Raw genomic sequence first — 19,651 nt, 5'->3', positions numbered from 1 at the left:
TAAAAATCCTTAGGTAAAGAATCTTAACACCAAAATTGACGGATGTTTCTACCCAAAGTAAGTGAATTTAATAAAACAAAATTAGATAAAATCTAATATAAAGCTGTTAAAAATTTTATCATGTACATAAATAATCTTTATCTTATACAATATAAAGTAGCAATCTTATCTGTGTTTTTTATTTTTGTCTTTCTATTGGCAATAAAATATTTTTATACAAAACAAATAGGATGCTTTTATGAAAAAGCTTTAATATATAGCCTATTAGTAGTAGGCTCAACGTTCGGTATTTTATCTGTAAACGCTGAATTAGACACTTCTGTATCCGGCGGTCACGCTTGGAGTTCATATAAAACAAGCAGTAAAACAACATCTAAATGCTTCCAAATTAATAGAGATGTTAACCCGATAGGGTTGAACCTTAAGTATCGTTATGAGATAGATCCACAGCTGGGAAGCATCTCTTCTTTCGCTTATTTAGGGAAAAAAGAAAGAGCTGTTATCAAGAATGATATAAGCGGAATAATAAGTGATCATCCATCAAAGTTTAATTATTATTCTCTTTTGATAGGGCTGAGCTATCGCTTTAATAAATGGGTGAGTGTCTATACTGCAGCAGGCATCGCTTACTCAAAAAGAAAAATACAAATAGACGGAAACGCCACTACTAAACAAATGGGTAATCCTGAACCTGCAGATATGAAAAAAACCAGCCCTGCAGGCATGATAGGATTTCAATTTAACCCTTTGCCAAATATCGTTACCGATCTTTCCTATGAATATGCTAAAATGGCCGGTGGTCAAAAAAGAGGTGTTTTGGCAATTTCTCTAGGCACTCGTTTTTAGTGGATCGAAATTTTTATATTTATAAAGCCACCTTCCGGTGGCTTTTTTATCATTTATTAAAAATTTACCATAAAGAATGTCAAATCAAAATTTGCAGTGGCCTTTTTTAAAAGCTTGGCCTTTTTTATTTTCTTTAGGGTTGCATCTTTTTTTGATCTTTATGCTTTTACATTTTTTTATTGAGATCCCACCCAAAAATTTAGCGCCTTCATCTTTAAAAGTACACATGAACTATCATAGCTCTTCTTTTTTAAAGCCCTCTTTTATCAAACAGCACTCTCAACAATTTACAACACCAGCGAATCTTATTGATTATGCTGAACTGCCCTCATTACCGATTAAAAAAAATAAATATAGCCCGATAAAAAAAACCAAAAAACACCCCTCTAAAAAATTCGTCCCAAACAAAATGCCGGTGATCAAAAACGAAACCTCTTCCGATCCCGATTTTTTGACTCAACCAATTCAAAAAAGAGAAGTTGATGTTATTGAATCCAACTACACGGCTTCCTCTTCTACTATAGAAGTAAATACAGAGCCGGGATCGTTTAAAAAAGTGAAACCTGTTTATCCTGCGCGAGCTTTGGCTTTCAGGATTGAGGGAAAAGTGAAGGTGCAATATGACATTGATGATCAAGGTAGGGTAAAAAATATACGTCTACTAGAATCTGATCCCCCTCATATTTTTGAACGCAACGTAAAAACAGCGATGAAAAAGTGGAAATTTCAAGCGAATCCCTTTAAAGACTGCGTGACAGTGATTATTTTTAAGATCGACAATAATTAAATGCCAGTAGAATAAATGGGGGATTTTCTAAAACTCTCAAGCCACTTTTCAGTGGCTTTTCATATCATTTTTTTTATCAGTTTGAGCGAGGTAGCGATAAATATAACCAACCGTCAACAAAGTGAACAAAAAAGTGGCCGCGGTCAAACCAAACACTTTGAAATTAACCCAAATTGATAGCGGAAACCAAAATGCAATATAAATATTAGTGATACCACAGATTAAAAAAAAGAGTGCCCAATACAAGTTCATTCTTGACCAAATGTGATCAGGTAAACTCAATTCCTTACCTAAAAAGCGTTGTATTAACGTTTTTTTAAATATCCAATCGCCGATTAGTAAAGCCGCAGAGAATAAGAAATAAATGATGGTCACTTTCCACTTAATAAAAATATCACTGTGAAAAATTAATGTCATGCTGCTCAATACCACTACAATAATTGTACTAACAAGCATCATAGTTTCTATTTTTCGATATTTTATCCAAACTAGAGCCAAAATAAAAAGACTAGAAAAAATCAATGCACCGGAAGCAATAAAAATGTCATATGTTTTATAAAAAATAAAAAATATGATTAATGGGATCAAATCTAAAATCGTTTTCATTTTATGCCCGCAATAACATATATAAACGAAATAAATAAACCAGTAAGAATGCCAATAAAAAATAATTCACAGCGTTAAATATTAGTATCATCGTATTGTGAGAAGAAATATTAATTTGATTGATTGAAAGAAACAGCAACAGCAAGAGTTTGCTGCTCCCCCACAGCAACATCGCTGGAATAATGAGACGAGAATGAGTAAATGCCATTTTACTGCTGCGGTTTATTGCCGAAAAAATCCCTACTTTTTCATTAATAAGAATAATAGGAGAGAACGAAACGCTCAGTGCGATCATAATACCAGGAACAATAAAAGCGGCTAGTCCAAATTGGATTAATAACGTACAAATAAAAACTAATAAAAATAACTTAGGCAGTACAGGTAAGAAAATAGACAGAGTTTTCAAAAATCTGACAGGGCGATTGTTTGATATCTCTATCATGATACTTAACATCCCTCCTATTAAAAGAACATGACCCAAGAGTATTGAAAAAATCTCGCAAGCGGATATTTTCAGTATTGCCATTTGCTGCTCAGGGCTCATCTGAGAGATGATCTGTTTAATCCCTATATTGTGAGCGTCAATCTGGTTTTTTGTGGTTTCTAAAATGTTCAGTTGTTCCTGGGTGGGTAATAATGAATAATTAATCATGACGGTTGTTAATGCAGCGAATAATGTCAGCAATACAATCGTGAATAATTCATTTCGCAAAAAATTAAAACTGTCACGGTATAAGCGATTTGCCGTGATAGACATAGAAGCTCCTAAAAATCAACATAAAAAACGACGCATTATACTCTCGTTAAAGTACCTTGTGCGCCTTAAAATTTCATATAATACGAATATTTTTCTATTTTTAAACAGGGTTTTGACATCTGTCAGTTTTTTGTTTGTGTGAAGTGATTAAAAAAGAATATAAAACATTGCGGAGCAAAACCTCGGTTCATCCTTAGGTAGCTAGTATGCCTCGTGTTTACAGATGGGGTAGCAAGAGAGTAAATAAAATGCAGTCAAGGTAATAATAGAAATAGCTTAAAAACTTGACTGTACGTTTCATAATCTGAAAGCTAATAATATTTCAGATAACAAAGGGAGTACAAAAGATAAGCAGCTCTTCAGCGGACATGAATCATAAAGTCAGGTTCTGATGTACGACAGGAAAGTTAGAATCACACTTTCTTTAAATATATTTAACATGATGTCTTAAAAGTAAAAATACGCTCAGTCAATTCTAATAGATACTTTTGGGTGTCTCTGTATTTAATATAACTTATTGATCACTATGGCGGAGGAGGTGAGATTCGAACTCACGAACGGTTGCCCGTCGACGGTTTTCAAGACCGTTGCCTTCAGCCACTCGGCCACCCCTCCAAATGCGGATCACACTATAAACACTGTCTACAGTGTTGTAAAGTAGTAGATAATTTTATTATTTTCAATTCTCTTCATCAGGAAAATTTTATGAAAAAAGTAGGTTTAATAGGTTGGCGTGGAATGGTTGGCTCGGTATTAATGCAACGTATGAAAGAAACCGATGATTTTAAACGCTTATACCCAGTTTTTTTTTCCACAACAGAATCTCAAAAAGGTCAAGCCAATCCTGATTTTTCTTCTATAATAGGCAAAATACAAGATGCTTATCATATCGAAACATTAAGATCATTAGATATCATTCTGACCTGCCAGGGAGCAGAATATACCAACAGAGTTTATCCGAAATTACGTGCTACAGGTTGGCAGGGTTATTGGATTGATGCCGCCTCTTCATTGCGGATGGAAAAAGACAGTGTTATAGCGCTGGATCCTGTGAATTTAAACCTGATTGCATGTGCTTTAAATAGAGGGATTAAAACCTTTGTCGGCGGTAATTGCACCGTGAGCCTAATACTGATGTCCATGGGAGGATTGTTTAATGCCTCTTTGATCGAATGGGTTTCGTTTGCAACTTATCAAGCTGCTTCAGGGGCCGGGGCACGTCATATGCGTGAGTTATTAACTCAAATGGGGTTTTTGTATACAGAAGTAGGGTCACAGCTACAAGATCCCGCTGCAACGATTCTTTCAATAGAGCGCGAGATCATGGCATTAACACAGAGCGGCGATCTTCCAACGGACTGTTTCGAAGCGCCTTTAGCAACAAGTTTAATTCCGTGGATTGATATCGCTTCAGCAAATGGACAGACTCGAGAAGAATGGAAAACTGAAGTGGAAGCCCACAAAATTTTAAACAATAAAACGATGATTCCCATTGATGGCATATGCGTACGCGTCGGCGCTTTGCGTTGTCACAGCCAAGCGATTACACTCAAACTAAAAAAAGATGTTTCTATTAAAGAGATAGAACAAATTCTGGGTTCTTATCATGAATGGGTTAAAGTTATTCCAAACAAAAAACAAGCGACTTTAAATGGACTCACTCCAGCTGCGATCAGCGGTACTCTTGATCTCCCCGTGGGTCGATTACGAAAACTCAGTATGGGGCCTAAATATTTATCTGCTTTTACTGTTGGCGATCAACTATTGTGGGGTGCCGCTGAGCCTCTTCGGCGTATGTTAAATTTGCTATTATGAAAGTTAAAAAATAGAATTTAGTTGATTTTTACAAAACTTTAATATCTGTATGTTTTCAATTTTTAATAGGCCTACCGTATTCCTAAACCCTTAGGATGAAAAATGCAAGACAGCGATTTTGTCAAAAAAGGCATATGTTAGATAAACAACATATACAAACTTACTTACATCACTTATTTTTACTGCAAGCAAATCAATATCAATTCTGTATAGTCTTTATTGAGAGAGTATGCAAACTACCTTGATGATATTAAAAACCAGGTTAAATTGGTAATTATGGATGATTTCTCTCCATGAAAATATAAAGTAAATCATTTTGATCTGAATATCACTTGGTTAAAAAACACTGATGATATTAAATTAAATCAATCCGACGCAAGAAATTTAGGTATTGTGTATGAAAAATCGGATCAAATTATTTTGATGGATCTCGATTGTAAACTTCTAGAAGACACCTTTAGATATCTCTTCAATGCAGGAAATCCTAAGCGATCTTCTTATCGGATTTATCGAACCAATCCTCAAACAAAAAAAGCATGTCGATAGCATCCGAATATCTTCTTTTTATCTAGAGCAAGATTTTTCAGTCTATATGGATACGATAAAGAATTTGCAGGTCATTATAGTGATAAAGATTATCGTTTTGTAAAATTTCATAAAAATCACGGCTTAAAACCAAAATATCTGGCTAAAAATTCAGGGGCATCGATCGCAATATAGATAGATAGAAAGTTATCATTCTTTTAACAGAGATCTTCCTCATAACACCCCATATATTTAAGCAAAAAGCTCAAAATCAGTTGATTCGCTACAGAATACGGTCACAGTCGAATCTTTTTGAACTTTACATGGTCTATTGAGACTATTTATTCTCGAACTGCTCCGCTATTCAAAACAGATGGTGGCGGCCATTATAGTGGTTCCGCTATTTGTTTATATTTTTCTCTGTATGAAATTCATTCTTTAAATTTAGGATCCTCAATGATATTTGCCGCTACATTTTTCAATTACTTTACACCTCAACACCGCTTCACTACATTTGCAACTGTGATCGCATTCTTTTTAGGTTTTTCGTTACCTACCTCTAATGTTTTAATGCATTTTTTACTTGTATTGGCGTTATTCTGTGTATTATCAAAACCTAATGGATATTTTATAAAATTTTTATATAAAAACCCTCTCATTTGGTTACCTGCCCTTGTGTTTTTATTATTACTTCTCTCCATCCTGACTCAATACAATGTCTATGGAGTTAAGATAATCTATAAATACAAAAAACTATTATTTATTTTGCCACTTTCTCTTTTTTTTTTAATATCTCAATCGTTGTCCAAACAGTTTGTAAAAGGATTTTTATTGGCGAATGCAATTATTTTATTAACCAGTTTTTTCATCTGGGAGTTTGATCTTCCTTTTGGCAAAGCCTACCTGAGCAATCCTACTGTTTTTAAGATGCATATTACCCAAAATTTTTTTATGGCCTTTGCCGTGCTGATCTGGTTGCAACAAACTTTTCATCACAAAGGAATAAAATATGGCGCGTATGCATTACTGACTTGCCTGGGTGTTTATAATATCTTTTTTATAGTACAAGGTAGAACAGGGTATCTTGCTTTAGTAGTCGCTTTTTTTGCCTGGATTTTTTTATTATGTCCGAAAACCTATCAATTGAAAATGATCATAGTCGCGCTTGTTTTAGGGGCTGTTCTTGTGATTGTGCCAAATCCGGCAAATGTTCGTATGCATACTGGCATAAAAGAAATCCAAACTTGTTTAGCCGCATCACAGATAAATTTACTTGAGGCCTGTAGTACTTCAATGGGCTTACGTACAATGTTTGCATTACGTTCCTGGGAACTAATAAAGGAAGCGCCAATTTTAGGCCACGGTGCAGGTTCATTTGAGCATGTTTCTAAACAAGGTGATTTCATCATTCATAATCCGCATAATGAATATTTAATTCAAACCCTTCAATCAGGATTGCTCGGGCTGACTGTTTTTCTTCTGTGGATGTGGTATTTTTTTCGCTCGGCTTGTCAACAACCGAGTGAAATCAAAAATATGTTTATCGCGGTACTGATGAGTTACATGGCTTGTCATTTCTTTAATTCATTTTTGCTAGATTCTTCTGAAGGACATTTATTTGTGATTCTTACTGCGATATTATCCAGTCGCTCTGTCTACTTTAAAACACAACATTAAAATCAAAAAACATGGATATCGAAATTCATTCACATGAATGATGTTACTTTTATTTTTATTCCCATGAAATCAATAGTGAATTGACGATGACTCAAGATGAAATGAAAAAAGCCGTTAGTTTGGTGGCTTTAAATTATGTAAAATCAGACATGATAATCGGAATAGGAACAGGTTCAACGATCACCCACTTTATTCATGCTCTAGGCCCCATCAAAGAACGTGTCAAAGGAGTCGTTTCGAGCTCTGAGGATTCCACCAGAAAACTTAACAATATCGGTATTCCTGTTCTAGATACCAATGAGGTCGATATTATTGATATATACGTAGACAGTGCTGATGCAGTCAATGACTATAAGCAGATGATAAAAGGCGGAGGCGCGGCATTGACTCGTGAAAAAGTCATTTCGAGCATGGCGAAAAAATTTATTTGTATTGTGGACCATACAAAAAAAGTCAACATATTAGATCAATTCCCCTTACCAATCGAAGTGATCCCAATGGCGCGATCTTACGTTGCTCGTGAGCTCTTAAAACTAGGGGGATTACCTGAATATCGGCAAGGGGTGATCACGGATAATGGTCACATTATATTAGATGTTCGTCATTTAAATATGGACGATCCCATCCATTTAGAAAATAAAATCAACGCAATTGCAGGGGTTGTAACCGTGGGGCTGTTTGCCCGTCGTCCAGCAGATGCTGTTTTAATTGCAACCTCCAATACTGTTGAAATCATGGAGTGATACTGTGACAAAATTTTTACTTGAAAATAGTAACATTAAGTTACTATTGCTAGAGAGGATCCATCAAACTGCTGTTGATCACTTAAAAGCGGCGGGTTATTCTCATATTAAATATCATAAAGGGTATTAGATAAGGGGTCACTGAAAGAGGCCGTTCGTGATGCTTATTTTATAGGTATCCGTTCATGCACGGATCTCCGTGAAGAAATTTTTGCTTCTGCAAAAAACTCATTTCATTAAGATGTTTTTGTATTGGGATCAACCATGTTGATCCGAATTCTGCAGCAAAAAAGGCATCCCCATTTTGAATGCGCCTTTTTAAAATACTCATTCAGTGGCAGAAATGGCATTGGGTGAATTATTCATCCCTTTGATAGGGATCCAGGCTGCTAATGCAAAGGCACATCGTGGTGCATGATATAAGCAATCTTCAAGTGCTTATCAAGTACGAGGTAAAAAGTTAGCCTTCATAGGCTATGGGTATATCAGCATGCAATTAGGGATTTTAGCAGAAAGTGTCGGATTGCAAGGTTTTTCGATGATATAGAGCAAAAATTGCGGGTGGCAATGCTCACCAAATCACTGATCTTCGTTATTTTTTAAACATCAGCGATGTAATCAGATTGCATGCTCTAGAAACATGCCATAACAGAAAATCTAATCTCAGATAAGAATGTATCTCAAATGAAACGGGGATCACGCCTCATCAATACGTCACGTGGTAAGGTTGTTAATATTCATGCTCTATAGAATGCTTTTAAAAATTAGTATATAGCGGGAGCAGTCATAGACGTTTTTCCTGAGGAGACTTCTAGTTAGAGACTAACCTTTGCAATCAAAGCTTTGTAAATTTGATAATCTGATCCTAACTCCTTATATTGCTGGATCAACAAAAGAAGCCAAAAACAATATCGGCAATAAAGTATCAGTAAAACTGATGAAATATTATGATAATGGCTCTACACTTTCTTCTGTGAATTTTTCACACGTCTCTTTCTTTTATCATCGCAAAAACATCCACCGCTTAATATTTTTATCAAAATCGTCCTAGCATTTTAAATCAGATGCATCAAATGTTTTTGAGCAAAAAATAAGAATTTCAAATCAATATTTACAAATAAATGGGCAAGTCGGCTATGTGGTGATTGATGTTAAAACTCAGATATCCAATAAAATAAAAGAACAAGCGCGTTTAATGCAGGAGATCGACGGGACCAATTATATTGTGATTATTATGAAAATAGCCTGAATTAAGATGGCCTCTGCCAGATTTTGCTCTGTGTCACAATCTCTGGCAGTGGCATATCCCACTTAGCGATAGGAAAACTCTTCACCTGTTGAAAATCATGAGCTAAACCAATTGCATACGGGCCTGTTGATATAGCCTTTTGAAGGGTTCGGTCATAAAATCCTCCTCCCACACCTAAACGCTGTCCATTTTTATCAAAAGCCACTAATGGTACAAATAGGATATTAAGCTTTTCAAAAGGTATTACCTGTGTCTGCTCTAGTGGCGGTTCAAAAATATTCCATTTTTTCCTGATCAGAGACGTGCTTTTATGATAGGGGACAAACAGCAAATGAGCTTCCAGAAAAGGATCCACTACGGGTAAATATACTTTTTTATTCTGTTGCCAAAGGTATTCGATGAGAGGCTGTGTAGAAATTTCACCGTCAAAAGAAAGAAAAACAGCAATATGTTGAGCGAGAGAGATTTTTTCATGTATCGATATATGTTGAATTACGGATTGTGACGCTAATCTTTGTTTTTCTTCACTTAATAAACGTCGATGCTCACGCATTTTCTCTCGAATTTTTTGTCTCAGAAGAAGATTCTCTTCTGTCATATGAAAATTTATCAATATGACCGAACACCTATACCAGGTAAACCTGAAAGTACTGATTTTAAAATTAATTAAATAATCATTAATTTTTTATTAAAAATAATTTAGACACGATTAAGGTGTTTTATTTTTTTACCATTACAAATAGCTATCACTATATAGCATATCAATAAATTGATGCGGTCTTCAAGATGGCGCTGTAAGCTTTGGCCCTTGAACCCTTTGTTCAATGTCAATATGGAGTCATAACTCTTAGGGTTCTTGACGAATCAAGCATGCTCACAAGTTAAAAACAACATATTTTTATATTCAATATCGGCTCATGGGATTGAGCCGCTGGCAAACATTCTAGAGATATATTATCGTACTGATTTAAAAATTAACTAAAAAACACAAAAAGTGTGCTGCAAGATGCTCAAAACCATTATCTTTCATTTATTCAAATGATGAAGTCGCTATTTTAGACACAGAAACCTGATCACACAAAGCGTCATCAATAATTTTTTGAAGTAATCTCATACGTTTGTCCGTGCTGGATACAAACGAACAGGCTTTCTTTTTTTCTTGATTTAATTCGTAACAAAGATTCAAGGCAATAAAGAAAGCCGGCTGCTCAGTTCCAATGGCTTTCGTACGAATTTTAAAATCTTGAAACCGTTGATTTAGCTCTTCTGCCGCTTCATGTAAATCTTTTTTTTGTTCTTCCGGACAATTCACTCGGATTAAACGACCGAAAATTTCGATCTCCACGGGTTGGAGTGCTACGGACATACGTGCTTTTTTGCCTCGTTTTTCTATGAAGTCGCTCAGTTAAAGTGTCAGAAATATGTTCTAATCGATATCTAATTTTTTTAATACATATCATTCATTATGCACTTAAGTAATCATATTTTATTTAAAACAATAATCAAGGATTTTAAATGCCAAGAAAGAAAGCAAGTTAAATATAGTATTATTAGGCTATTAATACTTTAGATAGTTACCAAAAAACTGCCGGATCACCGCAGCACCAACGACTCTATTAAGGTTATATGTTTTGAAAATTACGTCTTGTTCTGACAGAAATGCATCATATATAGTTTTTCATCTGATACTATCAAATACATCTTTAAATTGTACGCAATAATTATTCCCTCTTCATTTCGAAGAACAAAATTTGAGACAGGCCATTCATCTGTATTGATAAATTTTATAATTCTCCCTACTAAGATCATATCTTAGCCTTCAACAAAAGCGCATTCCAAGTCATTTGATAGATTGGTAAACAATTTCAATGCTAAAATCATCATCATGATAAATTAAATATATCTCATGGGTTCCTTCCTTAGTTTTTATAAAAAATATATCGCTCGTTAAGGAGATCATATGCTCTATCAATCTTTCTTCTCTCACCAAGCGTCTTTACCTGCTGAGCAGTTACAATTCACTGTCATTTTGCTTAATGACTGGGGATTAATCACAGTCACAGGAAAAGATCGAGTGAAATATCTTCAAGGGCAAATCACTATAGATGTCCCATTGTTAAAGGCAAATCAACATATCTTAGGTGCACATTGTGATCCTAAAGGAAAAATATTAAGCACGGTACGCTTATTTCATTATTTAAAAGGCTTAGCTTTTATCGCTCGAAAAAGCATATTAAATGATGAAGTAATGGAACTTAGAAAGTATTCTGTATTCTCTAAAGTGGAGATAAACATCGCTGAGAGCGTCGTTTTATTAGGGATAGCAGGTAATCAAGCAAGAAAAGTATTGAAAAACTGCTTTGAAAAACTACCAACAGAAAAGGAGCCTGTAGTGCACGAAGATGATTACAGTCTATTGTATTTTTCTTCGCCCAGAGAACGCTTTTTGCTGGTATCACACGCTTTAAAAAAGGAAGATTTTTTGATCCAAAAACTCCGAGATCAAGCCGTATGTAGAAACAGTGCACAATGGCTAGCATTAGATATTGAATCGGGTTTCCCTATTATAGAGGCGAAAAATAAAGCGCAATTTATTCCTCAGGCTGCTAATTTGCAGGCTTTAGGGGGGATCAGCTTTAGCAAAGGTTGTTATACAGGGCAGGAAGTCATCGCAAGAACAGAATATCGGGGAGTGAATAAAAAAGCACTTTATTGGCTGACAGGCAAAGCATGTCGGGTCCCTGATGTAGGTGAAGCTCTCGAAATGCAGATGGGAGAAGACTACCGCAGAACCGGTGTTGTATTGGCAACTGTAAAACTTCAAGATAACAGTTTATGGATGCAAGCAATATTAAATCATCATTTCCAAAAAGACGCCATATTGAGAGTTAAAGGTGATGAGAATGGGCGATTAGTGATATCTCGTAGATTTTTATAAAAGATTCGTGAGGAGGGCAATCGAAGGTCTACGGGCAAAATTTTTTATAAAAATTTTATATCTTTTAAAAAATTTGATCCATCATAATCCCATAGCACAATGAAAAAGTTTTGATTTAATACTCGGACATTGATTGACCAGATTAATTCCCGTATTACGGATCCACTTTTTGATAGGCTTATTTCCTGAAAATAACACACCGAAACACTGCATAGCAGCTAACATGCAAGCCGCGCTTTGCTTACGCTGTCGTTCATAACGACGTAAATAAGGATAATGCCCGATGTCTTTACCTTGCATTTTCAACCGTTGTATTTCTGAAATTAACTCTGCGATATCCATAAAACCTAAATTAACGCCTTGCCCTGCTAAAGGATGAATGGTATGAGCGGCATCACCGACCAATACCAAACGATGAGCTGCAAAGCTACGTGCATAACGAGCTTTTAATGGAAAAGTCTTTCTTTGCCCTTGCAGTTCGCAGAGCCCTAAACGCATATCAAAGGCGACCGCCAAAGATTGATTAAATTGTGTTTCAGGACATTGAAAGAAATGAATCGATTCATTAGAAGGCAATGACCATACAATAGAACTTAAATGCGCATTCTCTAAGGGTAAAAAAGCCAAAATTCCATCACCATAAAAAATTTGTCGAGCCGTTTTCTGATGAGGTTGTTCAGTCCTAATCACAGCGACTAATGCATGTTGATGATAGTCCCAAAAAGTAACAGGGATCGCTGAATATTGACGCAAGTATGAATGAGCCCCGTCCGCTGCAACAACAAGGAGAGCGCTCAACAAACGCCCATCCGCCAAGGTTACAAAAGCGGCCTCTTCATTCCAGGCCACCTGTTGAAAATAGGCAGGCGCCAATAAAGTGATATGATCTGACTCAGTGGCCTTTTGCCAAAGTGCTTGCTCAATAGCCTGATTTTCAATAATGTAACCAAGATGATGACAACCTTGTTCCTGAGCGTGAAAAAAGATTTTCCCGAAGCTATCTTTATCCCAAACTTCCATACTGGTGTAAGCGCAGGCACCCTGCACTAAAATTTGATCCCAAATTCCTATATACTTAAGCAATTGTTCGCTCGCTGCATGAATAGCAGATACGCGTAAAGTCTTATCCCTCGAAAAAAGAGTTTTTTTTTGATCTAGTGAATCTTTTTCCAAAAGAGCAACACTCAAGCCTGTACCCTTTAGGCCACAAGCCAATGCCAAACCCACCATGCCACCACCAGAAATAACAATATCAACAGATTGCATCTATTTTTTCTCCTTTGCCGATTTATTAAACCTCTTATAAGAATAATGAAGTCTGCGAATTAAAAATGAACGCGTACGGAATTGAGCGTGTCAATAATTTAGTGGGATTATAATCCATAGTTGAATTTTTATAGAATAAAACTTAAATAGTATTCAATTTGAATTCTTACCTCTATTTTTTATAAAACGTGGCATTTTTAAAAAATGATGAAAAATCGATCTTTCTTAACAAAACAGGAATCTATTCTTTTCAGAAAATCGATACAGGGTACAAAAAACTACATCAGGATACTGTTTTTCATTCTTATTTTGAACAATCCACAATAGACGAAATAAAAGCACTACGCTTCCGATAAGAACAAATGAATTCTATCTCTTATTTTTCTGATCAATACTCAGTATTTTGGAAGGAGGGGGAACCAGTTGAATATACTAAGCCAGATATTAAGTTCAATAAAATTTCAAAACTGATGAAAGAAGATTACCTTCCCAATATATTGCTTGCTTTGCACGGATTAACGCAAAGACAACTCGAAGAAGCATTAGGCAGTTTAATCGCTTAGAAATGCAAAAAATAGAATATGTCAATGTAATACACGGCTACAGGAGAAATTTTTTAAAAATACTCCTTTATGACTTATGCAGCATCCTAAGGTATGGGCTTTTCACCGAACCCCACTAAGGTGAGGTGAATCTGCCGCTTTATTGGTAGTTATAAAATACACAGCATTTTATAATTAATTAAAAATATCAATTAACTAAATAACGTTGCTGACCTTACTTCGCCCCTATTTTTGCTTATTGTTTTCATGAGTTCTAAAGCGTGTCTCTTTTGAACAGTTTACAAATTCAATTAACACTACAATTAAATCAGGTTAACATATATTTCTTTTGCTCTTAATTGAGGTTTTTCCCGTGCCTGATATGAAACTTTTTTCTGGTAATGCCATTCCTAAACTGGCTCAACGTGTAGCTAATCGCTTATATATAAGTTTAGGCCAAGCGACGGTCGGTCGTTTTAGTGATGGAGAAGTGAGCGTACAAATTAACGAAAATGTAAGAGGCGATGATATTTTCATCATTCAATCTACTTGCACTCCTACTAACGATAATCTTATGGAATTGGTGGTTATGATCGATTCCTTACGTCGCGCTTCAGCGGGGCGTATTACGGCGGTTATTCCTTATTTTGGCTATGCTCGCCAGGATCGTCGTGTCCGTTCTGCTCGTGTCCCGATTACTGCAAAAGTTGTGGCGGATTTTTTATCTAGTGTGGGAGTCGATCGTGTATTAACAGTCGATCTACACGCAGAACAGATACAAGGTTTTTTTGACGTTCCTGTTGATAATGTATTTGGTAGTCCTGTTTTAATTGAAGACATGTTACAACAAAATTTATCAAACCCTATTGTGGTCTCTCCAGACATTGGTGGAGTTGTTCGTGCCCGTGCTATCGCAAAATTATTGAATGACACCGACATGGCCATTATCGATAAACGCCGTCCTAAAGCAAATGTCTCTCAGGTAATGCATATCATTGGAGATGTGGCAGCTAGGGATTGTATCTTGGTTGACGATATGATTGATACTGCCGGCACTTTGTGCAAAGCGGCTGAAGCTCTAAAGGAAAGGGGCGCAAAACGGGTTTTTGCTTATGCGACACATCCTGTTTTTTCTGGGGAGGCAGCGAAAAATATCAAAAATTCATTGGTAGATGAAGTAATTATTTGTGACACTATTCCGCTTTCCCGGGAAATGAAATCTTTAAACAACGTTCGAACTTTAACTTTATCTGGTATGCTGGCAGAAGCGATTCGACGAATCAGTAACGAGGAATCTATTTCAGCGATGTTTCAACATTAATCGCTCCCATATTTTTTCTCGTTTTCAGGATGACAGATGAGCAAAATTAAACTTATTGTTGGTTTGGCAAATCCAACGGCTGAATATTCAAAAACCCGCCATAATGCCGGAGCTTGGTATGTGAAACAGCTTTCAGAACGTCATAACCTATCATTAAAAAAATCACCAAAATTTTTTGGTTACACAGGGCGATTAAAACTCGCAAACCACAACGTACTTTTAATGATCCCCGATGTTTTCATGAATTTGAGTGGTACCGCGGTCTTTGCCATAACAAAATTTTATCAAATTTTGCCAGAAGAGTTATTAGTGGTACACGATGAGTTAGATTTTTTACCAGGGCAAGCCAAATTTAAAACAGGCGGCGGCAATGCGGGACACAACGGCTTAAAAGATATTCAGAAAAAACTGGGCAACAACAGTGAATTTCATCGTTTACGAATTGGGATTGGTCATCCCGGTAACACCAGTAAGGTTGGAGGCTTTGTGCTTGGTAAGCCCCCCGTTAGTGACAAAAAACTAATTGATCATGCGATTAATGAGTGCCTCACTTTCACTGAAATTTTATTTACAGAAAATATGATAAAAGCAGTACGTCACTTACATTCATCAATGTCTAAATAAAAAATAATCTTATTGCAGGCATAAAGATGTATCTCTAAAACACTGATACAAAATTTTATCATTTTATGTAAAACAATGCTAGAAAATGATCTTTGAATATCAAAAATTAATTCAATTTTTCAAAGTATTTCGCATAATTGAAATCTAAATGTTTACAAACACATTTTTTGTTTGGAAACTCGGTGTTTATTAAGTATCTTTACAACTTAATAATTAGTGTTACTGCATACACTAATAAAAATACTCGTTAGATCTTCAATTATAAAGAATATCAACAATATAAAGGATATATCAGAATAAAAAATTAAACAGGTGAAATCCCCTTTCACTTTTCTTAGCCCATCACTTATCGTTCACAGTTTGGTGGATATGCTTTGTTGGTTGATGAGATCATGTTTGCACTTGTTTTTGATGGAGAATTGTATTTGCGTACGAATGATCAAATTGAGAATGTTTTTTAAACAAGCAAAATGTCTAATTTAGTTTATCAAAAAAGAGGGATGCCGATTTTATTGCGTTATTACTTCGTTGATTCGATATTATGGGAAAATCAAAATTTGCTTTTTTTACTTCATTCAACTGGCATAAGAAATCTCAAAAGCTGCAATGTTGAATAAAAAATCTCAGCCAGTCAGGCTTAAAGATTTATCTAATTTGAGTATTACTATTGAAAAATTACTGTGGGAAGTGGGGGTCAAAAGCGCTAAGGAATTAAGAATTAAAGTGGCAAAATGTACTTACATTAAATTAAAATCTTTAAATACATCATGAGGTTTTAATGTTCTCTTAGCTTTAGCTAGAGAAATAAATGGTTATCATTGTGCAGTATTACCTTCAGTTTTACATAATGAATTACTTGAGTAGTATGAAGAAATAAAAAATCCCGCAAAGGCAAAAAATTGTTTTTATATTTACAAAACTCGTCTGAATAGAAACAGAGAAAAACTTTTATAAAACCGGCCACGGAGTTTGATTTACTTTATGAGGTTAATGAAAAACTCTTTGAGTAGGACAATTATTAATTTAATACAGGATTTTTTGTACCATGCATTTTTCAAGATCAACTATTATAAATAAAATTCAATATATTAAAAATAATATAAAAACCATTGCAGATTATCCAAAATCAGGAATACAATTTCGCGACATTACCAGCTTATTGATTAATCCAGAAGCTTATACTGCAAGTATTGAAATTTTGGTAGAACACTACCAAACCATTGAAATAAATAAAATTGTAGCTATTGAAGCAAGGGGATTTCTATTTGGTGCTCCTCTTGCTCTTGCTTTAGGTTTGGCGTTTATTCCTGTACGTAAACCTGATAAATTGCCGGGAGAAACCATTAGTGAAAATTATCATTTAGAATATGGTTGTGACCAATTACAGGTACACAAAGACAGTATTAAGCCCGGTGATAAAGTATTGGTTATTGATGACATACTAGCCACTGGTGGCACTATTGAAGCAACAATAAAACTTATCCGCAGGCTTGACGGGCAAGTTGCCCACGCTGCTTTTATTATTGAGTTACCTGTATTAGGTGGGAAAAAACGTTTAATTTCTCAAGCTGTTGAGTGTTACAGCTTAGTTTCATTTGAATAAACCCATCAACTCAATAAATTATTAATTGAATAATTAAAGATAAATGAGCTATCAAGTCTTTGCCAGAAAATGGCGGCCACAAACTTTTTCCGAAGTGGTAGGCCAAGAACATGTTTTAACTGCACTTATTAATAGCTTTTCTCTGGGGCGTATGCATCATGCGTATCTTTTATCTGGTACGCGTGGAGTAGGGAAAACCTCTATTGCTCGTTTAATAGCAAAAGGGCTGAATTGTACTAGCGGTATTACTGCCACTCCTTGTGGTAAGTGTATTCATTGTCAGTCAATAGAACAGGGACATTTTATCGATTTAATTGAAATTGACGCGGCATCTCGTACTAAAGTAGAGGATACACGTGAATTACTAGATAACTTGCCCTATTCCCCCACTCAAGGTCGTTTTAAAGTTTATTTGATAGATGAAGTCCATATGCTTTCACGGCATAGTTTTAATGCATTGCTGAAGAGTTTAGAAGAACCGCCCTCTCATGTGAAATTTTTACTAGCAACCACTGAACCAAAAAAATTGCCCGTCACTATTATTTCACGTTGTTTACAATTTCATCTCAAAACATTACATACACTGGTTATTCTGAATCAGCTAGAAAGAATATTAGCGGCTGAAAAAATTGATAGTGAGACTGAAGCGTTAAAACTATTGGCGAAAGCGGCCTCTGGTAGTATGCGTGACGCTTTAAGTCTTACCGATCAAGCGGTTGCTATTGGAGCTGGGACAGTGAGTACTCAAATTGTTCGTGAAATGCTAACGATACTTGATGATGGGCAAGCATTATCTGTTATTGAGGCTCTGGCTAAAGCTGATGCTGAAAAAATAATGTTCGAGATAGAACAAGCTGCTTCTGTTGGAAAAGATTGGGAGAATTTTCTGATAGAAATGTTAAATTTATTCCATCGTATTGCTATCAAACAATTATTACCAGAGACTTTTTATAAAGAATACACTGAAGTAGAACCAAAACATATTGAGTTTAGTTTATCTAAACTAGCCAAGACTTTGGCTCCTGAAGAGATTCAATTTTATTACCAAACGTTATTGATTGGGCGTAAAGAGCTTCCTTATGCGCCTAATCACCGTATGGGAGTGGAAATAACGCTCCTAAGAGCGTTAGCGTTTCATCCCAAAAAATCTTTTTCAGATTCAAAGTCTGAATCTATAAAAAAAAAATTTTTTTTATAGCACCGAAGATTTTTTTGTGCCACGTTTGTCTAAACAAACGACTGAAAATGTGGCAGCGCTCAATAACAAAGCTCCAGAGACTCCTATAGTAGAAGTATTAAATACAACTAAAATATTAAAAACACGAACAAAATTACTAGAATTACAGTACGCGCCTACGTCTAAAAAAAAAGAGAATCTAAAAAATGAGCTATCCGTTCCTGTAGAAAAATTAATCGTTCAATCAAATTCATTCATTGCTAAAGCTAAAAAAAAAGCAATCGACGATTCGAATACACACAAGTTCTCTGAAAAAGAATTATTATCGAAACAGAAAGTTTTATCTCCAGTATTAGAAGATGAAAACTCACCGGAGTTGCTCTCTAAGTTGCTAGAAGAGGTCATAAAGCGTGACCCATGGGCGGCAGAAGTGGAACAATTAGGTTTGCCAAAATTGGTGTATCACCTTGCTTTAAATTCCTTTAAAAAGCAAACGCTCAATCACAAAATTTACTTGCATTTACGCTCTGCTCAACGTCATCTTAATTCAGATTCAGCACATAAAATTCTTACTGAGGCCTTAAATCATTTTTATAATAATATAATTGAGATTATTATTATTGAAGATGATGATGCGTTACAATTAACTCCATGGGAGTTAAGGAAACAGATTTATGAGGAAATGCTGACAAAGGCATGTCAGTCAATCATAGCGGACGATACTATTCATACTCTCTGTGGGCTCTTTGATGCAGAGATAGATAAAAATAGCATTCGCCCTATTTAACTTTTATATGCATAATTCAATATTATGTCGAGAGGTTTATTATGCTTGATAATAAAGAAATCTTTAAAGAAGCACAAAAAATGCAAGATACAATGCAGGAAATTCAGACAGAAATTGATAAATTAAAAATCACTGGGAAAAGTGGCAATGGTTTAGTTGAAATAGTGCTCAATGGGGCTTGCAATTGCATTGAGGTTAAAATTGATTCAAGATTACTGGTAAAAGAAACTGATAAAAAAGTTGTTGAAGAACTGCTTGCTGCTGCATTCAACCACGGAGTGAAACAGCTTTCAGAACAAAAAACAAAAAAAATCCGATTACTCTCTAAAAACATCTCTTTAACCTCAGATTTAAAATTACCATTCTAGCTCATGTAAACTAGTTGGGT

At 35.4% G+C, this 19,651-nt stretch carries 18 protein-coding genes, 1 tRNA gene, 1 other RNA gene and 4 pseudogenes; 17 read left to right on the top strand and 7 right to left on the bottom strand.

Features of this window, described 5'->3' with window-relative positions:
- Positions 1-120 precede the first annotated feature (120 nt).
- A complete protein-coding gene (locus CICURV3402_RS03615; protein WP_158379882.1) occupies positions 121-846 on the top strand; it encodes an Ail/Lom family outer membrane beta-barrel protein in 726 nt (241 codons plus the stop codon).
- Positions 847-922: 76 nt separating this feature from the next.
- Positions 923-1,633, top strand: a complete 711-nt coding sequence (locus CICURV3402_RS03610) for a TonB family protein (protein ID WP_158379881.1) — start codon at positions 923-925, stop codon at positions 1,631-1,633.
- Positions 1,634-1,681: 48 nt separating this feature from the next.
- Here the strand turns inward: CICURV3402_RS03610 and CICURV3402_RS03605 are convergent, their stop codons facing one another.
- Together CICURV3402_RS03605 and CICURV3402_RS03600 are read right to left on the bottom strand one after the other, a co-directional pair.
- Positions 1,682-2,239, bottom strand: coding sequence for a septation protein A (locus tag CICURV3402_RS03605; RefSeq protein ID WP_158379880.1), 558 nt, complete (start codon positions 2,237-2,239; stop codon positions 1,682-1,684).
- A 1-nt stretch (position 2,240) separates the two neighbouring features.
- Positions 2,241-2,996, bottom strand: a complete 756-nt coding sequence (locus CICURV3402_RS03600; protein ID WP_158379879.1) for a YciC family protein — start codon at positions 2,994-2,996, stop codon at positions 2,241-2,243.
- A 283-nt stretch (positions 2,997-3,279) separates the two neighbouring features.
- Between CICURV3402_RS03600 and CICURV3402_RS07160 the strand changes: the two are divergent.
- Positions 3,280-3,372: pseudogene (locus CICURV3402_RS07160) on the top strand (tyrosine-type recombinase/integrase); the annotation flags it as partial.
- Between the two features lie 151 nt (positions 3,373-3,523).
- On the opposite strand, the gene CICURV3402_RS03595 reads toward CICURV3402_RS07160, so the two are convergent.
- Positions 3,524-3,611: transfer RNA gene (locus tag CICURV3402_RS03595), tRNA-Ser, on the bottom strand.
- 90 nt (positions 3,612-3,701) lie between these two features.
- On the opposite strand from CICURV3402_RS03595, the gene asd reads away from it, so the two are divergent.
- The 5 genes and pseudogenes from asd to serA all read left to right on the top strand — a co-directional run bounded on the left by asd (position 3,702) and on the right by serA (position 9,005).
- Complete coding sequence (asd, locus tag CICURV3402_RS03590; RefSeq protein ID WP_158379878.1) at positions 3,702-4,811, top strand: aspartate-semialdehyde dehydrogenase; 1,110 nt, start codon at positions 3,702-3,704, stop codon at positions 4,809-4,811.
- A 95-nt stretch (positions 4,812-4,906) separates the two neighbouring features.
- Positions 4,907-5,728, top strand: a pseudogene (locus tag CICURV3402_RS07365) (glycosyltransferase family 2 protein).
- Positions 5,729-6,137: 409 nt separating this feature from the next.
- On the top strand, positions 6,138-7,013 hold the full coding sequence (locus tag CICURV3402_RS03585) for an O-antigen ligase family protein (protein WP_235667632.1): 876 nt from the start codon (positions 6,138-6,140) through the stop codon (positions 7,011-7,013).
- Between the two features lie 86 nt (positions 7,014-7,099).
- The gene (rpiA, locus tag CICURV3402_RS03580) at positions 7,100-7,756 is read left to right on the top strand and encodes a ribose-5-phosphate isomerase RpiA (protein WP_158379876.1); all 657 of its coding nucleotides are present in this window, start codon (positions 7,100-7,102) and stop codon (positions 7,754-7,756) included.
- A 4-nt stretch (positions 7,757-7,760) separates the two neighbouring features.
- Positions 7,761-9,005, top strand: a pseudogene (gene serA / locus CICURV3402_RS03575) (phosphoglycerate dehydrogenase).
- A gap of 1 nt (position 9,006) precedes the next feature.
- Here the strand turns inward: serA and CICURV3402_RS03570 are convergent.
- From CICURV3402_RS03570 to zapA, 3 genes are all read right to left on the bottom strand, one after another.
- On the bottom strand, positions 9,007-9,618 hold the full coding sequence (locus tag CICURV3402_RS03570; RefSeq protein ID WP_158379875.1) for a 5-formyltetrahydrofolate cyclo-ligase: 612 nt from the start codon (positions 9,616-9,618) through the stop codon (positions 9,007-9,009).
- A gap of 161 nt (positions 9,619-9,779) precedes the next feature.
- A non-coding RNA gene (gene ssrS / locus CICURV3402_RS03565) (6S RNA) lies at positions 9,780-9,958 on the bottom strand.
- Between the two features lie 77 nt (positions 9,959-10,035).
- Complete coding sequence (gene zapA / locus CICURV3402_RS03560) at positions 10,036-10,371, bottom strand: cell division protein ZapA (protein ID WP_158379874.1); 336 nt, start codon at positions 10,369-10,371, stop codon at positions 10,036-10,038.
- 594 nt (positions 10,372-10,965) lie between these two features.
- Between zapA and ygfZ the strand changes: the two genes are divergently transcribed.
- On the top strand, positions 10,966-11,943 hold the full coding sequence (gene ygfZ / locus CICURV3402_RS03555; protein ID WP_158379873.1) for a tRNA-modifying protein YgfZ: 978 nt from the start codon (positions 10,966-10,968) through the stop codon (positions 11,941-11,943).
- Between the two features lie 81 nt (positions 11,944-12,024).
- Here the strand turns inward: ygfZ and ubiI are convergent, their stop codons facing one another.
- Positions 12,025-13,209: an FAD-dependent 2-octaprenylphenol hydroxylase gene (ubiI, locus tag CICURV3402_RS03550; protein ID WP_187306923.1), complete on the bottom strand. Its 1,185-nt coding sequence runs from the start codon at positions 13,207-13,209 to the stop codon at positions 12,025-12,027.
- A 362-nt stretch (positions 13,210-13,571) separates the two neighbouring features.
- Here ubiI and CICURV3402_RS06605 point away from each other — a divergent pair, with 362 nt between their 5' ends.
- The 8 genes and pseudogenes from CICURV3402_RS06605 (at position 13,572) to CICURV3402_RS03515 (ending at position 19,631) form a co-directional block, all read left to right on the top strand.
- Positions 13,572-13,772 (top strand): hypothetical protein, encoded by a 201-nt coding sequence (locus CICURV3402_RS06605; RefSeq protein ID WP_235667631.1) that lies wholly within the window; start codon positions 13,572-13,574, stop codon positions 13,770-13,772.
- A 352-nt stretch (positions 13,773-14,124) separates the two neighbouring features.
- Positions 14,125-15,072 carry a ribose-phosphate pyrophosphokinase gene (locus CICURV3402_RS03540; protein WP_158379872.1) on the top strand — a complete coding sequence of 316 codons (948 nt, stop codon included), beginning with the start codon at positions 14,125-14,127 and terminating at the stop codon, positions 15,070-15,072.
- Positions 15,073-15,108: 36 nt separating this feature from the next.
- Positions 15,109-15,696, top strand: coding sequence for an aminoacyl-tRNA hydrolase (pth, locus tag CICURV3402_RS03535; RefSeq protein ID WP_158379871.1), 588 nt, complete (start codon positions 15,109-15,111; stop codon positions 15,694-15,696).
- 392 nt (positions 15,697-16,088) lie between these two features.
- A complete protein-coding gene (locus CICURV3402_RS07620) occupies positions 16,089-16,157 on the top strand; it encodes a hypothetical protein (RefSeq protein WP_407079075.1) in 69 nt (22 codons plus the stop codon).
- A gap of 145 nt (positions 16,158-16,302) precedes the next feature.
- Positions 16,303-16,467, top strand: a complete 165-nt coding sequence (locus CICURV3402_RS07615) for a TfoX/Sxy family DNA transformation protein (protein ID WP_407079072.1) — start codon at positions 16,303-16,305, stop codon at positions 16,465-16,467.
- A gap of 274 nt (positions 16,468-16,741) precedes the next feature.
- Positions 16,742-17,299: an adenine phosphoribosyltransferase gene (gene apt / locus CICURV3402_RS03525; RefSeq protein ID WP_158379870.1), complete on the top strand. Its 558-nt coding sequence runs from the start codon at positions 16,742-16,744 to the stop codon at positions 17,297-17,299.
- A 43-nt stretch (positions 17,300-17,342) separates the two neighbouring features.
- A pseudogene (gene dnaX / locus CICURV3402_RS07610) lies at positions 17,343-19,263 on the top strand (DNA polymerase III subunit gamma/tau).
- A gap of 41 nt (positions 19,264-19,304) precedes the next feature.
- On the top strand, positions 19,305-19,631 hold the full coding sequence (locus CICURV3402_RS03515) for a YbaB/EbfC family nucleoid-associated protein (RefSeq protein ID WP_158379869.1): 327 nt from the start codon (positions 19,305-19,307) through the stop codon (positions 19,629-19,631).
- Positions 19,632-19,651 lie beyond the last annotated feature (20 nt).

The sequence above is a fragment of the Candidatus Williamhamiltonella defendens genome (assembly GCF_900699045.1).
Classification (GTDB): domain Bacteria; phylum Pseudomonadota; class Gammaproteobacteria; order Enterobacterales; family Enterobacteriaceae; genus Hamiltonella; species Hamiltonella defensa_A.
The sequence above is the reverse complement of the archived record's forward strand: the minus strand, read 5'-3'. Positions and strand labels throughout refer to the sequence as shown.

Coding starts and splice junctions, on each gene's coding strand:
- CICURV3402_RS03615 (WP_158379882.1), top strand. CDS start 121: ATGTACATAAATAATCTTTATCTTATACAATATAAAGTAGCAATCTTA.
- CICURV3402_RS03610 (WP_158379881.1), top strand. CDS start 923: ATGTCAAATCAAAATTTGCAGTGGCCTTTTTTAAAAGCTTGGCCTTTT.
- CICURV3402_RS03605 (WP_158379880.1), bottom strand. CDS start 2,239: ATGAAAACGATTTTAGATTTGATCCCATTAATCATATTTTTTATTTTT.
- CICURV3402_RS03600 (WP_158379879.1), bottom strand. CDS start 2,996: ATGTCTATCACGGCAAATCGCTTATACCGTGACAGTTTTAATTTTTTG.
- asd (WP_158379878.1), top strand. CDS start 3,702: ATGAAAAAAGTAGGTTTAATAGGTTGGCGTGGAATGGTTGGCTCGGTA.
- rpiA (WP_158379876.1), top strand. CDS start 7,100: ATGACTCAAGATGAAATGAAAAAAGCCGTTAGTTTGGTGGCTTTAAAT.
- zapA (WP_158379874.1), bottom strand. CDS start 10,371: ATGTCCGTAGCACTCCAACCCGTGGAGATCGAAATTTTCGGTCGTTTA.
- ygfZ (WP_158379873.1), top strand. CDS start 10,966: ATGCTCTATCAATCTTTCTTCTCTCACCAAGCGTCTTTACCTGCTGAG.
- ubiI (WP_187306923.1), bottom strand. CDS start 13,209: ATGCAATCTGTTGATATTGTTATTTCTGGTGGTGGCATGGTGGGTTTG.
- CICURV3402_RS06605 (WP_235667631.1), top strand. CDS start 13,572: ATGAATTCTATCTCTTATTTTTCTGATCAATACTCAGTATTTTGGAAG.
- pth (WP_158379871.1), top strand. CDS start 15,109: ATGAGCAAAATTAAACTTATTGTTGGTTTGGCAAATCCAACGGCTGAA.
- CICURV3402_RS07615 (WP_407079072.1), top strand. CDS start 16,303: ATGTTGAATAAAAAATCTCAGCCAGTCAGGCTTAAAGATTTATCTAAT.
- apt (WP_158379870.1), top strand. CDS start 16,742: ATGCATTTTTCAAGATCAACTATTATAAATAAAATTCAATATATTAAA.
- CICURV3402_RS03515 (WP_158379869.1), top strand. CDS start 19,305: ATGCTTGATAATAAAGAAATCTTTAAAGAAGCACAAAAAATGCAAGAT.